Raw genomic sequence first — 15,929 nt, 5'->3', positions numbered from 1 at the left:
GCCGTCGTCCTCAGCCCAGGCTGCGCACGATGTGCGGGCCGAGCCAGTTCGCGACGGCGATCGGCAGCCTGCGCCAGGCCTTGATCATCAGCTGGTACTTGGCGTTGCTGGGGTTGTTCTGCGGCACGGCCTCGCGCTTGTAGAGGCAGTATTCGTAGTTCAGCGGAGTCGGTTCGAAGCCCCAGTTCTTCTTGAACGAGTAGCTGCCCGTGCCCTGCTTGCTGCGGCCGTAGTCGAAGACCTTGAGCCCGCGCCCGCAGGCGCGGCGCATCAGCTCCCAGTACTTGAAGTCGTTGGCGGCCAGGTCGCGCGCGGCGACCGCGTCGCCGGCGTAGTACGGCAGCACCTCGTCGCGGAAGTAGAAGCTCAGCACGCCCGACAGCGGCTCGCCCTGCGGGCTGCTGACGACGAGCACCTCGGCGGCGTCGCCGAACTCGTCCAGCAGCGCCTGGAAATAGCGCCTGGGCATCGCGGGCGTGCCGTGGCGGTGGACGTTGTCCGCGTAGAGCGCGAAGAAGCGCGACACGTCGCGGTCGATCTCCGCCTTCAGCTCGTTCTTGATGCCCTTGCGGACCATCGCGCGCTGCTTGCGCGGGATGGCGAGCATGTTGGCCTCCTCGTCCTCCAGGATCTCCTTGCGGAAGGTCACGTAGAGGTCCTGGTGCGGCCAGTCGAGGTGTCGGCGCTCGACGTTGCGCAGCTCCAGATGCTCGACACCGAGCTGGCGCGCGATCGCCTGCGCCTCGTCCTCGAGCGCGCGGGCCGCGTCTTCGCTGACCGCGGCGACGCCGCCGTAGACCGCGAACGGCAGGCCCACCAGCGCGTGGCCGAAGAGCCGGCTCTTGTTCTCGGCCAGCGGCAGCACGCCTTCGATGACGCCGTCGCGCTCGGCGTAGAGGAAGTAGCCCGCGTGGCCGAACTGCTGGCGGATGATGCGTTGCCACGCGGCCAGGTGGAAGAAGGTGGCCGACGGGCAGCCGTGCACGAACGCATCCCAGCGCTTCGCGCCGTCCGCGTCCTTCAGCGCCAGCCGCTTGACCTGGACCGGACTCGTGGGCGCCGGGGTCATGCCGCCAACCGCTCGGCGCCGGTCGGCGCGAGGAAGATCTCGTCCATCCGTCCCCAGGCGAAATCGCCGAGCAGCTGCTCGATGCGCGACTCGGTGCGGCCGATGTTGACGTAGTGGCGGAAGCGCGTCTTCGCGTCGATGCCGGGGATGCGGGGCTGCTCCGGATCGATCTCCCACGGGTGGAAGTAGAAGACCGCGCTGCGGCCCTCGATGCGGTTGAAGCGCTCGATCATCCAGCGCGACACGCCGTAGGGCAGCAGCCGGAACCAGCCGCCGCCGCTGCTGGGATAGTTCTTGCCGCGCCAGCGCAGCGTGGTCACCGGTACCTCGATCAGGCCCGGACGGACCTCGTAGGCGAAGCGCGGCGAATCGGGCATGCCGTAGTGGTCGTGCTCGATGGGATAGACGCTGGAGCTGTAGCGGTAGCCGCATTCGGCCAGCACGTCGAAGGCCCAGAGGTTGTCCTTGCCGATCGAGAAGCTCGGCGCGCGATAGCCCTTGACCTCGACGCCGCCCAGGTCCTCGAGCAGCGCCTTGGCGTCGCCCACGTCCTTGAGGAACGCGGCGCGGTCCAGGTCGCTGGCGCGCTCGTGGCCGAAGCCGTGGCTCGCCAGCTCGTGACCGCGCGCGACGATCTCGTGCACGATCTGCGGATAACGCTGCGCGATCCAGCCCAGCGTGAAGAAGGTGGCCTTGACCTGCTTCGCGTCGAGCAGGTCCAGGATGCGCGCGATGTTGCGCTCGACGCGGCACTCGCGCGCGTCCCACTCGCCGCGGGCGATGTAGGGCGCGAAGGCGGAGACCTGGAAGTAGTCCTCCACGTCGATGCTCATCGCGTTGCGGATCTTGTTCATCGCATCGCTCCCACGAGTTTCTGCAGCAGCGCCAGCGTCTGCTGGTTGATCCGTTCCAGGCGCGTCAGGCTGTCCTCGATGCGCTGCAGGCGTGCATCCTGGTCGTCCAGGTTCAGGCCCGCGAGGCCGTCGGCCAGCGCGCCCAGTTCCCCGTTCAAGCCGCCGCCCGCCATGCGCGATCGCAGCCGCGTCAGGTCCAGGTCGACCGCCAGATCGCCTTCGGACGCGTGGCCGTTGATCTCGGACCCGTGCACCGCCGGCGCCGGCGCGGACGCCGATTCGTTGGACAGGTCCTGCACGACCTCCTCCACGTCGGCGGCGGTCAGGTGCGGGTTCTCGTGCATGAAACCCAGCAGCAGCAGCCGGTCGCACAGGGTGTTGATGCGGCGCGGGATGCCGTGGCTGGCGCGATGCAGCGCGGTGAACGCGTCGGCGTCGAAGCCCGGCTTGTCGGTGGCGCCGGCGCACTTGAGCCGGTGCTCGATGTAGCGCTGCGTGTCCTCCTCGTCCAGCGGTCCGATGTGGCAGCTCGCCGCGATGCGCTGGCGGAACTGCTCCATCTCGGGCCGCTGCAGGATCGCGCGGAACTCCGGCTGCCCGACCAGGAAGGTCTGCACCAGCGACTGGTTGCCGAACTGGAAGTTGGACAGCATGCGCAGTTCCTCGACCGCGCGGGCGCTCAGGTTCTGCGCCTCGTCGACGATCAGCAGGCAGCGCTTGCCGCGGCTGGCCTCGCTGACGAAGAAGGCCTCCAGCGCCATCAGCACTTCGCTCTTGGGCAGGTCCTTGACGCGCACGCCGAAGGCCGCGCCGACCAGGCGGAGCGTGTCCTCGGCGTCCAGCTGCGTCGTGACGATGTTGCCGATCACGACGTTGCTGCGGTTCAGGCTGTCCAGCAGCCCGCGCACCAGCGTCGTCTTGCCGGCGCCGATCTCGCCGGTGATGACGATGAAGCCGTCGCTGCGCAGCACCCCGTAGTCGAGGTAGGCCTTGGCGCGGCGATGCTGCTTGCTGCCGAAGTAGAAGCTGGGATCGGGACTGAGCTGGAACGGCTTGCTGGCCAGCCCGTAGAAGGCCTCGTACATGGCGGTGACTGCTTAAAAGCGCTGGGTCAGCGATGCGTAGATCGCGTGTTCCTGATAGCTGGTGGCGAACAGGCCGGTGTCGTCGAACTTCGTCTGGCGCAGGCCGAAGGACGCGTCGGTGCGGGGACCCAGCCGGTAGGTGGCGTTGGCGGCCAGCGTGCGCATGTCGTTGCTGCCGACGCCGCCGCCGTCGCCGCGGGAGTTCTGCCGCGTGTAGCTGACGTTGGCGTTGGCCAGCGGCGTCAGCTTGTAGCCCATGGACACCGTCGCGCCGCGCTGGCGCACCCGGTCCGTCAGCGCCAGGTCGCCGCTGCCCACGCCCAGCGAGGAGTTGATGAGGCGGCGGTTCTTGTTGTCGTTGCCGCTGAGCGTGATCGTCAGACGCGGTCCGGTCCAGATCATGGACACCTCGCTGCGGCGTTGCAGCGACGCGGTGTTGCTCAGGAAACCGGCGCCGCTGAACGAGTTCGGATTCAGGCCCAGCGAGGCCAGCGTCGCGCGCACGAACGCGTCGCGCTTGACCGGATCGGGCTCCAGGCTGCTGAACTGCAGGTCCAGCAGCTGGTAGTTGGTCGCCTGGGTCGGCGTCTCGCCGGTGCTGACGTTCTGGCTGCTGTTGGCGCGCAGCGAGAACTGCGCCATGCGGTGGTCGAAGGTGATGTTGTGGCTGTCGCCGTAGCTGTGGTGCTGCCACTCCGCGGCGAACTTGGTGCGCGGCCCCGGCGACCAGCGCAGGTTCGCGCCGTAGACGGAGGTGGTTTCGGGACCGAAGAAATCGCTGCGTTCGCGGCCGCCGGTCAGGCCGACGGTCCAGTCGATGTCCGGCGTCCAGTTCAGCGAGCCCAGCACGCTGGTGGTCCGGTAGTCGACGCTGGTCTGTTCGAAGTGCATGCGCGTCGTGGACGCGTTGAGGCCCCAGTTGAGCTCGCGGCCGACGGGTCCGAAGAGGTTGAGCGACAGCGTGCCCTGCTTGCTGTCCCCGCTGCCGCCGGCGGCGCCGGTGCCGCCGTCGCTGGAGTCGCGCATCTGCCCCATCGCGCGCAGCTCGAAGCCGGCGAAGCTGCCCAGCCGGCCGCGCCAGTACGGCGAGACCTGCAGCATGCGGGTCTCTGTGCGGTTGCTGCTGTCGAGCTTGTTGTCGGGCGACTGCTGGCCGAAGGCCGAGATCGATTGCTGGCTGATGTCGCCGGCCACGTCGACGAACAGCGCCGAGGGCACCAGCTCCGCGGTGATGCGGGTGCTCAGCTGGTTCTGCAGACGCGCGTCGCGGTCGCTCTTCGTGTAGAGGATGCCGTCGAGCGTGTAGTCCAAGGTGCCGCGGATCGCGCCGCGGCCGCTGGAGATCGTCACGCCGGGCGAGACCGCCGTGATGAAGCCGCGGTCGCGCGCGCTGCCGGAGCTCAGGTCGAGGTTGTCGCTCCAGGTCTCGGAGACGCTGACGCGCGGCGTGACGCTGAAGCCAGACCGCGAACCGGCGGCGCCGCCCGACTCCTGCGCCGCGGACGGGGCGTGGGCGATGGCCGCGGCCAGGCCCAGCGCGGCGAGGCAGGCGCCGCGCAGCGGGGAGACCCGGGAGGCCAGCGCTGCCGGAGTCGCCGGCGCCGCAGGGGCCGTAGAGCCGTGGGGCGGCGACGGCCGGCGGCGGAGGTCGTAGGCCCGCGTCATCGTGTCAGGCCTTGTCCGAGTTGCCGGCCGGGCCCGACGCACCTTCCGGCGCGTGCCCCTGTCCGTCGGCATGACCGTAGCCATAACCGTAGCCGTAGCCGTACCCGTAACCGTAGCCGTAACCGCTGCTGCGCTTGTTGCTGGCCTGGTTGAGCAGCAGCATCTTCAGCGGGCAGTGCTCGATCGCGGCGACGGCCTGCTGCACCGCGCTTTGCGGCGTGCGCTCCGCCTGCACGACGATCACGATCTGGCCCATGTGCGTGGCCAGCACCCGCGATTCGGTGGTCAGCAGCAGCGGCGGGCTGTCGAAGATGATGATCCGGTCCGGATAGCGCTTGGCCATGTCGTCCAGCAGCGCGGTCATCGCGTCGCTGGCCAGCAGCTCGGTGGCGCGCGCATGCGGACGGCCGCTGGGCAGCAGCGTCAGCTTGTCGACGTTGGTCTTGAGCAGGACGCTGGCCATGTCCGCTTCCTTCTCCAGCACGTCGAGCAGGCCGGGACCGGGCGGCAGGCCCAGCATGCGCAGCATCGACGGGCGGGCGACGTCGGCGTCGACCAGCATCACGGTGCTGTCGAACTCGGCCGCGATCGACATGGCCAGGTTCAGCGAGGTGAAGCTCTTGCCTTCGCCGGGGAGCGCGCTGGTCACCATGATCAGGTTGGCGTGATTCAGCGACGAGGCGCCCTTGTTCGTCGCGTTGCGGATCAACGGCCGCTTGATGTTGCGGTACTGGTCCGCCATCACGGTGCGCGGCGCATTGGGCGTCAGGAATCCCTGCGCCGTGAGCGCCTCCAGGTCCAGGTCGACGCGCTTGGACGTGACGTCGCCGGGGGCGCGGATCACCGCCGGCGCTGCAACGGGTGCGGCAGCGGACGCGGCAACTGGCGACGGGGCGATCACGGCCGGCGGCGCCGCCACGGGGGTCGCCGGGGCGGCCGGTGCCGTCGCCGGCGCGGCGGCGGTCGGCTGGCCGACGTCGACGCCGGCCTGCTTCAGTTGTTCCAGCCGCGCGGCGGCTTGTTCGATCAGGCTCGTCATGTGGAAGCTCCCCTCACCCGGCCTGGCGGCTGATCCAGATGGCCATGCCGATCAGGCCGACCGCATACAGGCTCACCAGGCTGCCCGAGGCGACGCCGAAGCGCACCAGGTCCACCTTCTGGCGTCGCCGGTCCTCGCGCGTCTCCTGGCGGGACACGGCGCCCAGGATCGGCAGTTCCAGGCGATTGCGCAGTTCGTTGAGGTCATGGAAGACGGGACGGATCTGGCTCGCGGCGAAGGCCGTGACCAGGCCGGCCAGCGCCGCCACCACCAGACCGGCGGCCAGCAGCATCAGGCGGTTCGGCGACACCGGCTTGGGCGAGGCGCGCGGCGGATCGATGATGCGGAAATCGGCGACGCCGGAGGTGTTGTCCAGGTCGTTCGACAGCGAGGCCGATTCACGGCGCTCGACCATCTCCTGATAGTTCTTCTTGATGATGTCGTAGTCGCGGTTCAGCTGCGCGAACTCGGCCTCCAGCTGCGGCGCCAGCTTGATCGCGCCCTGCGCGGAGTTGTAGCGCGAGCTGTACTCGTCGACGCGGGCGCGGATCTGCGCGACTTCGACTTCCTTGGCCGCCAGGATGCGGGCCAGTTCCTGGTTGGCCAGGCTGTCGTTGGGACCGCCGGTCGGCATCGGATTGGCCAGCGCGGCCTTCTGCAGGTCGGCGACCTCCTTGCGACGCTGGTCTTCCAGGTCGCGGATCTGGCGCTTGACGTTGAGGATGTCCGGATGCGCGTCGGTGTAGCGCTGCTGCAGCTGATCCAGGTTGCGCTTGAGCTCGGCGATGCGGTTGTCCAGCTCGGGCGTCGCGAACTTCTGCGCGCTCTCCTGCATCAGGCTCTGCAGGCTGGTGCCGGGCTGGGCGCGCTTGCGCTCGGCCTCGATCTGCTGGCGCGCGGCGTCGCGGGCGTTCACGGCCTCGCGCAGCTGCAGCCGGGCGGCCTCGAGCTGGTTGCTGCTCTCGGCCAGGCGCGAGGCGGCGTCCTTGCCGTCGGCCTGCGTCAGCTGCAGGTTGCGCAGGCGGAATTCCTTGCGGCGCGCCTCGGCCTCCTCGAGCTTGGTCTCGTAGGTCTTGATCTGCTCGTTCAGGAAGGTCGCGGCGGTCGTGCTGTCCTTGCGGCTGGCGCCCAGGCTGGATTCCATGAAGATCGACAGCAGCGAGGCCACCACCTTCTTCGAGATCTCCGGCGACGAGTCGCGGTAGGACAGCAGGTACAGGTTGTTGGCCGAGTTGCCGGCGGTCTGGATCGACAGGTTGCGGGTGACGCGGTCGATCAGCGCCTCCTGCTCCGACTTGCTGGTGGCCTTGAGGTCCAGGTCGGCCATGCGCACCAGCTTCTCGACGTTGGGCCGGCTGATCAGCGTGCGGCTCAGCACGTTGACCTGCTGCTCGGTGTTGGTGAGCACGGCCATGCCGGACATCAGCGGCTTGAGGATGGACTGGGTGTCGACGTAGACCCGCGCGCTGGCCTCGTAGCGGTCGGGCACGACGAAAACGACCACGGCCGCGGCGATGGCGGCCAGCCAGGAGGCGATCAGCCCCGGCCAGCGGTAGCGCCACATCCGCTTGAAGACGGCCATCAATTGCGCGATGAGGGAATCCATGCGGCGATCTCGGTTGCACCGGCTGGAGCGCCGGCGGGGCCCGGTTCGAGGCGGGCCTGTACTGCTGGAACTGCGGAAACTGGAGCCACGGCCGCCGACGCGGACGGCCTGCCCCGGGGCGCCGGCGGGACGCCCGGCTGGGCCCGGAGGACCGCGCGCGCGGCCGCCAGGGCCGGGATCAGAAGAAGCTCTGCGGAATGATGAGGATATCGCCCGGACGCATCTCGACGTTGGCGGACACGTCGCCGCGACGGATCAGGTCCTTGAGGCGCACCGAGTACTGCTTGTTGCCTTCGGCGGTGCGCAGGATGGACGCCGAATTGCCGGCCGCGAAGTCGGTCAGACCGCCGACGGCGATCATCACGTCCAGCAGCGTCATCTTCTGCTTGTAGGGCAGGAACATCGGCTTGGCGGCTTCGCCGACGACGCGGATCTGCTCGCTGTACGGGCCGACGAAGTTGGTCACGATCACCGTCACGACCGGATCGCGGACGTACTTGCCGAGCTGCTTCTCGATGTCGCGGGCGACCTCGACCGAGTTCTTGCCCTGCACGGGCAGTTCGTCGATCAGCGGCGCGGCGATCTTGCCGTCGGGGCGGACCGGGACGTTCTGCGACAGCTCCGGATTGCGCCACACGATGATGTTGAGCTGGTCGCCGGCGCCGATGACGTAGCTGTAGTCCGCCTGCGAGGCCGCGACCGGCGCGGCCGGCAGGTTGCCGGTGGTCGAGCAGCCGGCCAGCGCCGCGGCGGCGGCCAGGAGCGCCACCGTGGCGGCCTGGGCCGCCTTGATGGAAGCGATCTTCAATCCAGTGTTCTTCACGATGTCCACCCCTCTGGAAACTGACCGGATTGCACCTCAGCGCCGCCCCCGGGGGAACCCCCCGGACCGAGGGCACACCCGGTCTGGCGCGACGGAATTTCGTGCTATCCGTGAAACGCCCGATTGGAGCAGTTTCGGCGTGGCCGCGGCGTTGCTTCGCGGCATCTGGGGAAACCCCTCGGAGGACGCCCTGTTTCCTGGCGACGGCGGGCCGGGCGGAGCCCGTCATACACTCGTCTTTCGACACACGAGTGTTACAAAACAAGGAGGACCGCCCATGTCGAATCCCGCGACCGCCACGGCCGCCGCCGGCGCCGCCAGCACGGCGACACCGGTGCCCCGCCCGGACCTGGGTCCCTTCAAGTACCACGACGCCTTCTCCCGCAACATCGGCTGGGTGACCGAGGCGGAACAGGAGCAGCTGCGTCACAGCACCGTCTCCATCGGCGGGCTGGGCGGCGTCGGCGGCACGCACGCCATCACGCTGGCGCGACTGGGGGTGGGCGGTTTCCGGATCTCCGACCTGGACCACTTCGACTGGCCCAACATGAACCGCCAGGCCGGCGCCTTCGCGTCGACGGTGGGCCGCGACAAGCTCGACGCGGTGGCCGAGACGCTGGCCGACATCAATCCCGAGGCCCGACTGCACCTGATTCCCGGCGGCATCCACGACCACAACATCGACGAGTTCCTGCAGGGCGCCCATCTCTACATGGACAGCCTGGACATCTTCGCGCTGAACCTGCGGCGCAAGGTGTTCGCGCGCTGCCGCGAGCTGGGCATTCCCGCGGTGACCGCCGCACCCATGGGCATGGGCACGGCCTTCCTGGCCTTCGACCCGGAGGGCATGAGCTTCGAGGATTATTTCGACTTCGAGGGCGGCCTGAGCGCCGAAGCCGAGCGCGACCCCCAGCAGCGCTTCCGCGAGCAGATCGTCAAGTTCATCTGCGGCGTGTCGCCCGCGATGATCCAGCGGCACTACCTGCTGAACCGCGAGACGGTCAACCTGTTCGAGCGCAAGGTGCCGTCGACCTGCATCGGCATCGAGCTGGCGGCGGGCGTCGCCTGCGCCAACGGCATCAAGCTGATGCTCAAGCGCGGCGAGACGCGCGTCGCCCCGCGCGGCCTGCATTTCGACGCCTTCCGCAACCAGATGGTCAAGACCTGGCGCCCGGGCGGCGGCCGGCATCCGATGTCGCGCCTGATGTTCAAGTACGTGCGCGGTCTGCTGCTGCCGAAGAAGCCCAAGGCCTGACGCGCCAGCAGCACGTCGACGCACCAAAGAAAATGCCCGCCGGTTGGCGGGCATTTTTCGTTCGAGCCGGCGATCGCCGGCTGCGAATGAGGCCTATCAGGCGGCGTTCTTGCGGCGGCGCACGCCGGCCAGACCGATCAGGCTCAGGCCGACCAGGGCCAGCGACGCCGGTTCCGGCACGGCGAAGGTCGCGCTGCCGTCGTGGTTCGACGTGATGCTGTAGGTGCCGTTGCCGTTGGCCACGATCTGGGTTTCGGTGATGTCGCTGTCGAAGTGCGACACGAAGTTGATCGCGGTTTCCTTGCTGCCCGCTTCGCCGCAACCGACCCAGATGTCGTAGAAGCCGGAGGAGCCGTTGCAGGTGTAGCCCGTCGAGTGGAACAGGTTGGCGTAGATGCCAGCCGCGGCGATGTCGACGTTCGAGAAGTCAGCGCCGCCGAACAGCACGGTGCCCAGGCCGTCGGACTGACCGCCGGTGACCTTGATGTCCATGAAATGAACGGAATTGACGCCGTCGAAGGTCAGGTACATCGAGATGACCGTCGGGCCGTAGGAGATCATCGGCGAGGGGCCGACGTTGCCGGTCACCACGCCATGCAGATCGGTGAAACCGAAGCTGATCAGGTACTGGCTGCCGAAGCCGTTGTCGCTGTTGTTGCCGAAGACCTGCTTCGGGATCAGGCTGGTGATCAGGTTCGTGTCCCAACCACCGACGGTCAGGCCGCCCTTGGTGACCGTCGTGTCGCCGACGGTGATGCCGTTGTTCTGCGCACCGACGTCGGTCACGATGGTCTGCGAGTCATAACGCAGCGTGAACTGGTCCTTGCTCGACGTGCAGGTCGGGCATTGCTTGCCGCCACCCGCCGGGTCGTAGTTCTGGCCGATGTCCAGATAGAACGGATCGGCGTGGGCCAGACCAGCAACAGCCAGCAGCGCGCCACCCCAGATCAGCTTGAACTTATTCATCATGATCGATCTCTCCTGTTTGAGGGAAGCGGCCTCTCCGGTCGCCTGGCAGTGAATAAGCAGCAAGCGTGCCACCTCGTCAAGCGATTGATTCACAAGGACTTTTTTATCAACCCGTGCAATCCTCACGGGGCTCTGTAAGCTTTTTCGACAGTGCGCCAACGCACGTCCGGCAAGGGAAAACCCGCCGGTTCCTCGCGGAGCGGGCGGGTCGATGGATGGATCGAAAGCGGGTCGAGGGCCGGGACGCGGCGCCGCCGGGACGCGGCGCCGGGACGGACGATCCGGAACGCGTCAGCGCAGCGGGGTGACGACGCCCCGCCCTTGCGACCAGATGATCGCCACCACCTGCTGCGCGTCGTACAGCGCGTTCACGTGGGCGATGCGGTTCGAGTAGTAGTCGCCTTCGGCGGCCATCACGTCGAACAGCGAGCGCTTGCCGAGCTGCTGCCACTGCTGCAGCGTGAAGCCGCGGACGCGTTCGCTGCTGCGCAGGATGTCGACCAGGCGGCGCGAGCGGTCCAGCGACGAGGACGCCGCCTCGTACATCTCCTGCACGCGGTAGCGCTTGGCCTCGATGGTCTCGTCGCGCTGCAGCGACGCGGCCTGGGCGCGGCGCCTCGCCGAGGTCAACGCCGAGTCGGCGCCCGGCTGCACGATGGGGATGTTCACGGTGACGCCGCCGATCCAGTCGGTCTGCCGCGCCTGGCCGATCGTCGAATTGCCGCTCACCAGCAGGCTCACGCTGGGCTGCTGCCCGGCGCGCACCGATTCCGCATAGCTGCGCTGCGCCTGGGCCTGGGCCGCGGCGGCCGAGACGTCGGGCGAAACCATGACGTCGGCCAGCATCTCGTTGAGGTCGGGCAGACGCGCCAGCACGGCGCTCATCGCCGCGCCGCGCGGCAGCTCGTCGCCGACGAAGCGCTTCAGTCGGACCTCGGTCTGGCGCAGCGCCGAGGTGGTCTGCTCGTACGACAGGTCGGCCTGCTGCAGGCTCTTCTGCGCCTGCACCAGCTCGCTGGCGCGGCCACGGTCGGCCCGGGTGATGATCTCCAGCGCCTCGACCAGGCAGGACATCTTGCGCACGTACTGGCTGTAGACCTGCGCCTGCAGCTGGTAACGCCCGCGATCCAGCGCCAGCGACACGGTCTGCAGGGCGACCTGCTCTTCGGCGCTCGACTGTCCGTAGCGGGCGGCGTCGAGCAGCTGGGAGCGCCACTCCGTGAGCTTGGTGATGCGGCCGGAGTCGTAGATCGGCGCGGTCACGCTCAGCGAGCCGCGTCCCTGCAGCCCGCTGGAGTTGTCGATGGAACCGTTGCCCGGCACGACGGTGCCGGTGTGACCCGCCGTCAGGCCCATGGTCACCGTGGGCAGACGCTGCGCCTTGGCTTCCTCGAAATCGGCCTCGGCCGCCTGCGTGAGCAACCGCGTCGCGCCCAGCGCCTTGCTGCGGTTGAGCGACCGGTTGACCAGCTCCTGCAACTGCGCGCGCGGGTCGGAATCGCCGATGTCCAGCAGCGCCGTGTCCTTGGCGGACAGCTGAGCGGCCGGCAGCGTGCGCTCGTCGGAGCACCGGCTGGGCGGCGGGTCCTGCGCCCAGGCGGGCGCGCCGATGGCGCACAGCGCCGTCAGGACGAGCGCCGGGCGGGCGGTCATGCCGAAGGAGGACATGGCGGACAAGGCGGTGCGCCGCAGGCTCGGGCGCCGGGTGGTGGCTGTCATGGTCACGCGTACTGCAAGCAATTTCCCATGGGCTCTACTGGACCATTCCAGCGGGAAATCGAAGCGTGGATAAGCGGCGCGCAACCGGACTGTTCGTGACCTTCAGACGTGGCTTACAAATGAAACCGCCCGCGTGAAGCGGGCGGCACCAGCGGCGGCGGGAACGCGCCGATGGTTCAACGCTCGCGGAGCGCCTCCTTCGACTTCAGCATCGGGCGCAGGAGGTAGCTCAGCACGGAGCGCTCGCCAGTGCGGATGTCCACCATCGCCGTCATGCCGGGAATGACCGGCAACGGTTCGCCCTTGGCGCGCAGCGTGTTGCGCTCGGCGGTGATCACGACGCGGTAGTAGGTGCCTTCGTTGTTCTTCTCGGTCTCGCCGAGCGCGTCGGGACTGACGTACTCGATCTTGCCGTGCAGGCCGCCGTTGACGTTGAAGTCGTAGCCGTTGAGCTTGACGATCGCCGTCTGCCCGACCTGGATGTAGCCGATGTCCTTGGGCTTGATGCGCGCCTCGATCAGGATGCGCGGGCCGATCGGGACGATCTCCATGATCGGCGTGCCGGAGGTGATCACGCCGCCCACCGTGTTCATCTTGATGTTCTTGACCAGGCCCTTGACCGGCGACTTCAGCACCGAGCGCGTGACCGCGTCGCGGCGCACGACCAGTTGCTCGTCCAGTTGCGCGAGATCGGTCTGCGCCTTCGACAGCTCCGAGCTCGAATCCTGGCGGAAGCGGCTGATGCGCTCGTTGCGCTGCTGCTGCAGTTCGTTGACCTGGCGCGTGACGCGCATGACCTCGACGTTGGACATCAGGCCCTTGGACGCCATGTCCTGCGCCATCTTCTGCTCGGTGGCGAGCAGGCCGATGCTTCGGTTGATGCTGGCGGTGGCCTCTTCGAGGACGCGGCGACGCGTATCGAAGACCTCGGACTCGCTGTCGACCAGGCGCTGCACGCCTTTCACTTCGTCCGGGAACTTCAGCGGCACGCCCAGCGCCTCGGCGCGCAGCCGCGCGACCTGCGCCATCAGGCCCAGGCGCTTGGCCTGGCTTTCGTTCTCGGCAGCCTCGGCGCGCGTCGGATCCAGTTCGGCCAGGGCCTCGCCGGCCTCGACTTCCTCGCCCTCATGCACCAGCAGCTTGCCCAGCGTGCCGGACTCCAGGCTGGCGATGACCTGCTCCTTGCCGTCGGGCACGATGCGCGCGTCGCTGCGGGTGACCTCGTCGACGGTCGCGATCGACGACCAGGCCAGCCCCACCAGCAGCACCGCGGCCATCAGGTAGAGCGCCCAGACGGCGCGCGGCAGCGGCTCGTCGATCAGCGCCGACTGGACGCTGCCGACGAACAGGCCTTCTTCGCGGCTGAGGGTGCGGGACTGCGACATGGAGGAGGACTTCAGAACGGAGGTCGGGCGGACTTCAATCGGACGTCACACGGACGCCGCGCGGTTCAGCGCCTGCGCGGCCGGATGGACGTGCACGGGCGCGCCTTGCGGCTGCTGGCCGGGTTGGCCCGGCTGGGGCTGCTGTTGCTGCGCCTGGCCGGGCGGGCGGGCGCCGGACAGCGCCGCCAGCACCTGATCGCGCGGGCCGTCCATGACAAGGCGGCCGGTGTCGACGACGACGATGCGCGACACCAGTTCCAGCACGGCCGGTCGGTGCGTGACCATGATCAGCGTGCAGTCGCCGGCGGCGTCGCGCAGTTGGCGGAGGAAGGCGATCTCGGACTGCGCGTCCATCGAGCTGGTCGGCTCGTCCATCAGCAGGATCTGCGGCTTGGTGACCAGACTGCGCGCGAGCGCCACCAGCTGGCGCTGGCCGCCGGACAGCAGCGAGCCCATTTCGCCCACCGGCAGGTCCCAGCCCATCGGATGGCCGGCGACGACGCGGTCCAGGCCCGTGAGCTTGGCGACCTCGACGAGCCGCTGCGCATCGACGTGACGGCCCATCAGCACGTTGTCGCGCAGCGTGCCATGGAAGAGCCGCGGTTCCTGCGACACGAAGCCGACCTTGCTGCGGAACTCGGCCGGATCGACCTGGCGCAGGTCGATGCCGTCGATCTCGACGTGGCCTTCGGTCGGCTGGTAGAGGCCGGCCAGCATGCGCAGCACGGTCGACTTGCCGCTGCCGATGCGGCCCAGGATGGCCAGACGCTCGCCCGGCTGCACGCGCATCGTGACGTTGCGCAGCACCTTGGGCGACTGGGCGTCGCCCTGCGCCGGGTAGGAGAAGCCGATGTCGTTCAGGCCGATGCGGCCGGTGATCTGGTTCAGCGGGACGTAGTTGCGGGCGGCGTCGCGCTCCACCGGCGCGCTCATCACCGAGTTCAGCGACAGCATCGCCGCGCGGGCGCCCTGGTAGCGGGTCGCCAGGCTCACCAGACTGTTCAGCGGCACGGTGGCGCGGCCGGCGAACATGACCGCGCCGATCAAGGCGCCGGCGCTGATGACGCTCTCGTTGATCAGGTAGACGCCCCAGACCAGCATCACCAGGTTGATCGCCTGCTGCATGGTCATCGAGATGTTCATGCTCCAGCTGGCCATGGTGCGGGCCTTGAGCGCGGACTCGGCGACGATGGCGGTGCTGTGCTCGTAGCGGCGCAGGAAGCGGCCTTCGGCGCCGGTGGTCTTGAGGTCCTCGAGGCCTTCGAGCGCTTCCACCAGCGTGCCGTGGAGGTCGGCGGCCTCGGTCATGTTGGTGCGCATCGCGCGGCGCAGATAGCCCTGGATGCCGAAGCTCATCAGCAGCATCAGGGGGATGGCGATCAGCAGCACCCAGCCCAGGGGGCCGCCGATGATGAAGGTCATCGCGACGAAGAGGATCACGAACGGGAGGTCGGTCAGCACCGACATCGTGGCCGAGGTGAAGAAGTCGCGCACGACTTCGACCTGGGCCAGGTAGTGGGCATAGGAGCCGGCCGACGCGGGGCGGTGTTCCATGCGCACGCCCAGCGTCTGGCGGAACAGCTTGGCGCCGACGATCAGGTCGGTCTTGCGGCCGGCGAGGTCGATCAGGTGCGCGCGCAGCTGGCGGGCGAAGAGGTCGAAGACCAGCGCCAGGCCCGCGCCGACCGCCAGCGTCCACAGCGTGACGAAGGCCTGGTGCGGGATCACCTTGTCGTAGATGACCGAGGTCACCAGGCCTGAGACCATCATGAGCACGTTGCTCAGCAGCGCGGCGAGCATCGCCGAGCGGTAGTACGGGATGAAGCGCTTGAGCGTACCGAACAGCCAGTGCGAACCGGCCTGCAGCAGCGGCGTGTCGTCGTCCTTGGCGCCGCTGATCGGCCGGGCCTGCGAGACCTCCTGCGGCGCGATCGCCAGGATGAAGCCGCTGTACTCCTGGTCCAGCTCGGAGGCCGGCGCGACACAGCTGGCCGCCTCGGGGCCGGGGAAGACGACCTCATAGCGGACGGCGCCGGAGCCGTCGTCGTCCAGGCGGCGCACCAGCACGCAGGCGTCGCCGCCGTTGAGCAGCAGCACCGCCGGCAGCAGCAGCTGGTTGATTTCCTCGATGCCCTTGCGCAGCAGGCCGGCGTTGTAGCCGGCTTCGCGCATCAGGCGGATGGCCTGGTCGGGGCTGAGCGCCCCTTCCACCGGCGCGCCGGCGCGCAGCGACTCGACCGAGCGGGCACGGCCGTGGTGCTGCGTGATCCAGGACAGGCATTGCAGCAGCGGATCGATCGCCGGCTGCTGCGCCAGGTCCGCGAGCGGGTCGTGCGGCGCGTCCGGGATCCCGGGCGCACGCTGGCCGTCTTCCGCGGCCAGGCGCAGGCCGGGGCCGCGGGCGCGCTGGTCACCATCGAAGAAGGGATCGTGAGGCCGGTTCATTGATCAAATCTTGTC

At 68.7% G+C, this 15,929-nt stretch carries 12 protein-coding genes; 1 reads left to right on the top strand and 11 read right to left on the bottom strand.

From position 1 onward, the window contains the following. Positions 1-10 precede the first annotated feature (10 nt). The 7 genes from PV762_RS03025 to PV762_RS02995 all read right to left on the bottom strand — a co-directional run bounded on the left by PV762_RS03025 (position 11) and on the right by PV762_RS02995 (position 8,126). A complete protein-coding gene (locus tag PV762_RS03025; RefSeq protein WP_421033541.1) occupies positions 11-1,069 on the bottom strand; it encodes a FemAB family XrtA/PEP-CTERM system-associated protein in 1,059 nt (352 codons plus the stop codon). Continuing rightward, positions 1,066-1,923 carry an XrtA system polysaccharide deacetylase gene (locus PV762_RS03020; protein WP_421033540.1) on the bottom strand — a complete coding sequence of 286 codons (858 nt, stop codon included), beginning with the start codon at positions 1,921-1,923 and terminating at the stop codon, positions 1,066-1,068. The genes PV762_RS03025 and PV762_RS03020 overlap by 4 nt, the downstream gene beginning before the upstream one ends. Beyond that, positions 1,920-3,008, bottom strand: a complete 1,089-nt coding sequence (locus tag PV762_RS03015; RefSeq protein WP_421033539.1) for an XrtA/PEP-CTERM system-associated ATPase — start codon at positions 3,006-3,008, stop codon at positions 1,920-1,922. Before PV762_RS03015 ends, PV762_RS03020 begins: the two co-directional genes overlap by 4 nt. A gap of 12 nt (positions 3,009-3,020) precedes the next feature. Then, positions 3,021-4,673 carry a TIGR03016 family PEP-CTERM system-associated outer membrane protein gene (locus tag PV762_RS03010; RefSeq protein WP_421033538.1) on the bottom strand — a complete coding sequence of 551 codons (1,653 nt, stop codon included), beginning with the start codon at positions 4,671-4,673 and terminating at the stop codon, positions 3,021-3,023. Positions 4,674-4,677: 4 nt separating this feature from the next. After that, on the bottom strand, positions 4,678-5,712 hold the full coding sequence (locus tag PV762_RS03005) for an XrtA-associated tyrosine autokinase (RefSeq protein WP_421033537.1): 1,035 nt from the start codon (positions 5,710-5,712) through the stop codon (positions 4,678-4,680). A gap of 13 nt (positions 5,713-5,725) precedes the next feature. Then, on the bottom strand, positions 5,726-7,318 hold the full coding sequence (locus tag PV762_RS03000; protein ID WP_421033536.1) for an XrtA system polysaccharide chain length determinant: 1,593 nt from the start codon (positions 7,316-7,318) through the stop codon (positions 5,726-5,728). A gap of 178 nt (positions 7,319-7,496) precedes the next feature. Further along, positions 7,497-8,126 (bottom strand): XrtA/PEP-CTERM system exopolysaccharide export protein, encoded by a 630-nt coding sequence (locus PV762_RS02995; protein ID WP_421033535.1) that lies wholly within the window; start codon positions 8,124-8,126, stop codon positions 7,497-7,499. Between the two features lie 292 nt (positions 8,127-8,418). On the opposite strand from PV762_RS02995, the gene PV762_RS02990 reads away from it, so the two are divergent. Continuing rightward, positions 8,419-9,396 (top strand): ThiF family adenylyltransferase, encoded by a 978-nt coding sequence (locus PV762_RS02990; protein WP_421033534.1) that lies wholly within the window; start codon positions 8,419-8,421, stop codon positions 9,394-9,396. Between the two features lie 96 nt (positions 9,397-9,492). On the opposite strand, the gene PV762_RS02985 is transcribed toward PV762_RS02990, so the two are convergent. The 4 genes from PV762_RS02985 to PV762_RS02970 form a co-directional block, all read right to left on the bottom strand. Further along, entirely contained in the window at positions 9,493-10,365 is an 873-nt protein-coding gene (locus PV762_RS02985; RefSeq protein WP_421033533.1) for a PEP-CTERM sorting domain-containing protein, read from the bottom strand. A 291-nt stretch (positions 10,366-10,656) separates the two neighbouring features. After that, positions 10,657-12,084, bottom strand: a complete 1,428-nt coding sequence (locus tag PV762_RS02980) for a TolC family protein (RefSeq protein WP_421033532.1) — start codon at positions 12,082-12,084, stop codon at positions 10,657-10,659. A 176-nt stretch (positions 12,085-12,260) separates the two neighbouring features. Beyond that, entirely contained in the window at positions 12,261-13,469 is a 1,209-nt protein-coding gene (locus tag PV762_RS02975; protein WP_088403727.1) for an HlyD family type I secretion periplasmic adaptor subunit, read from the bottom strand. Positions 13,470-13,514: 45 nt separating this feature from the next. Next, entirely contained in the window at positions 13,515-15,914 is a 2,400-nt protein-coding gene (locus PV762_RS02970) for a type I secretion system permease/ATPase (protein ID WP_421033531.1), read from the bottom strand. Between the last annotated feature and the right edge of the window lie 15 nt (positions 15,915-15,929).

The organism is Mitsuaria sp. CC2 (assembly GCF_048957715.1).
Classification (GTDB): domain Bacteria; phylum Pseudomonadota; class Gammaproteobacteria; order Burkholderiales; family Burkholderiaceae_C; genus Roseateles.
The sequence above is the reverse complement of the archived record's forward strand: the minus strand, read 5'-3'. Positions and strand labels throughout refer to the sequence as shown.

Excerpts from the sequence above, each read along its gene's own strand:
- PV762_RS02990 (WP_421033534.1), top strand. The coding sequence starts at position 8,419 with ATGTCGAATCCCGCGACCGCCACGGCCGCCGCCGGCGCCGCCAGCACG.
- PV762_RS03010 (WP_421033538.1), bottom strand. The coding sequence starts at position 4,673 with ATGACGCGGGCCTACGACCTCCGCCGCCGGCCGTCGCCGCCCCACGGC.
- PV762_RS02985 (WP_421033533.1), bottom strand. The coding sequence starts at position 10,365 with ATGATGAATAAGTTCAAGCTGATCTGGGGTGGCGCGCTGCTGGCTGTT.
- PV762_RS03000 (WP_421033536.1), bottom strand. The coding sequence starts at position 7,318 with ATGGATTCCCTCATCGCGCAATTGATGGCCGTCTTCAAGCGGATGTGG.
- PV762_RS03025 (WP_421033541.1), bottom strand. The coding sequence starts at position 1,069 with ATGACCCCGGCGCCCACGAGTCCGGTCCAGGTCAAGCGGCTGGCGCTG.
- PV762_RS03020 (WP_421033540.1), bottom strand. The coding sequence starts at position 1,923 with ATGAACAAGATCCGCAACGCGATGAGCATCGACGTGGAGGACTACTTC.
- PV762_RS03005 (WP_421033537.1), bottom strand. The coding sequence starts at position 5,712 with ATGACGAGCCTGATCGAACAAGCCGCCGCGCGGCTGGAACAACTGAAG.
- PV762_RS02980 (WP_421033532.1), bottom strand. The coding sequence starts at position 12,084 with ATGACAGCCACCACCCGGCGCCCGAGCCTGCGGCGCACCGCCTTGTCC.
- PV762_RS02970 (WP_421033531.1), bottom strand. The coding sequence starts at position 15,914 with ATGAACCGGCCTCACGATCCCTTCTTCGATGGTGACCAGCGCGCCCGC.
- PV762_RS03015 (WP_421033539.1), bottom strand. The coding sequence starts at position 3,008 with ATGTACGAGGCCTTCTACGGGCTGGCCAGCAAGCCGTTCCAGCTCAGT.
- PV762_RS02975 (WP_088403727.1), bottom strand. The coding sequence starts at position 13,469 with ATGTCGCAGTCCCGCACCCTCAGCCGCGAAGAAGGCCTGTTCGTCGGC.